Origin of the sequence: Autumnicola edwardsiae (genome assembly GCF_031846505.1) — a bacterium.
Classification (GTDB): Bacteria; Bacteroidota; Bacteroidia; order Flavobacteriales; family Flavobacteriaceae; genus Autumnicola; species Autumnicola edwardsiae.
The window spans coordinates 1-1475 of the sequence record NZ_JAVRHP010000234.1 but is presented as its reverse complement, the minus strand read 5'-3'; the positions used below and the strand labels follow the sequence as shown (position 1 = coordinate 1475).

Below are 1475 nucleotides of genomic sequence, written 5' to 3'. Positions count from 1 at the left end.
ATTATCCAGTTTGAAATTTCCTTGGGTCGTAGCAAAATTGACTTGATATTTTCTATCGCCATTCTGTACGTTTTCAGTTTTGTGTAGAAAGACATAGAACCCTATATTAATTAGCATTAGAGGACACGCTAGATACAGCAATATTGATACTAATTCATTCCCTTTAGAAATAAAGAAAATGAAAAATAAAAGTATTGCGATATTCAAAAGAAACGCATACTTGCTAACCCGAAACATCGCATAGAAAACCATACTGGATAAACCAATAATTGAAAGTACCGATATAAGATTGTCTAACTCCATATCAATTAGATCCCTATTGAACTTGATTTAATGGCCACTTCTACGCCACGTCTTAAATGCTTGAAAACCCGAAGTGCAATTTGTGCTTGACTAACTGGAATACTTGGCACTATGGGCAATCCCGTTTTTGTGATCATTTTGAAAGCCAATGCTTTTTCATTGGCTGGCAACTTCATCAAGGCGGCGAAGTATAGATTAGGATTCTTTACAAAGTCCTTTCGGGCTTTATAGGTTTCTGCAAAGTTGCGTTTATAGTCAAAAGACTTGTCAAACGTTTTTTCCGCTTTCGCGAAAAAGGTATCTCTATCAAAACCGCGCTTTACCTTTTTACCGTGCATTTCAACTTCCGAAGCTTTGTGTTTGCTTCCGGGAGAAAGACTAACCGAATTTGAAGCATCCTTTCGGCTAACGATGATATGGATGTGACTTTGGTTTCCATCTTTTCGCATTCCCTGGACAATCCGTTTTCCATTTTGCTGATGCGGTGCTTGGCCTTCCAGATTGGCAATTTCTTTTTTCATCTTTTTAATATTCCCCTCAGCTCTTCCTTCTTGAACATTTCGGATTTCAGTTTTTAGCTGAAGAATTTTTGAAGCGTAAGGTTGATTCTCTTTAATCTGAAAATCTGTTCCTTTAAAGGTTCGTTGATGTTCAATTTTAGCGAAATATTTTATGTCATCTATGGTTATGGGTCGTCCGTGAATTTCTCGATTGAAGCTGGCAACATAATCCTTCATAAGCTCACGCGTGTAGGTTTTTAAATCTTGGCTATTGTTCTGAAGTTTTCGCAATTCGTACTTTGACGGACTGACCGTAATCGAATAAAACTTGGGTTCTTTCTTTTTCAATTTTGCGGTGTTTCCATCGATTTCTTTTACCACTTCTTCAGCGGAAATTTCATCGCCATATTGATTGAAAAAGTGTTCCATATCTTGCTGTTCTAGACCCTCGTTTTCTTTCTCTAAATAGCCCACAAAATCAGCGGAACTTTGTGAATAATTAGTACCCAACTTTTGAGGTGTTATTGTGATGTACATAGTTCAAAAAATTAAAGTTGGTTACTTGGGTTTTGCTTTTCGCGAAAGCGTACTTCCTTTTTTTCTTCGGCATATTTCTTTTCTACAATCAGCGGTTTTTTTGTAGGTTCTTCTGTTTCAAAAAGGGATTGAATC

At 36.9% G+C, this 1475-nt stretch carries 1 protein-coding gene and 1 pseudogene; both read right to left on the bottom strand.

The window, feature by feature from the left end:
- Positions 1-308 precede the first annotated feature (308 nt).
- Positions 309-1340: a MobB family relaxase gene (gene mobB / locus RM529_RS17310; protein WP_311485992.1), complete on the bottom strand. Its 1032-nt coding sequence runs from the start codon at positions 1338-1340 to the stop codon at positions 309-311.
- A gap of 11 nt (positions 1341-1351) precedes the next feature.
- A pseudogene (locus tag RM529_RS18200) lies at positions 1352-1475 on the bottom strand (BfmA/BtgA family mobilization protein); the annotation flags it as partial.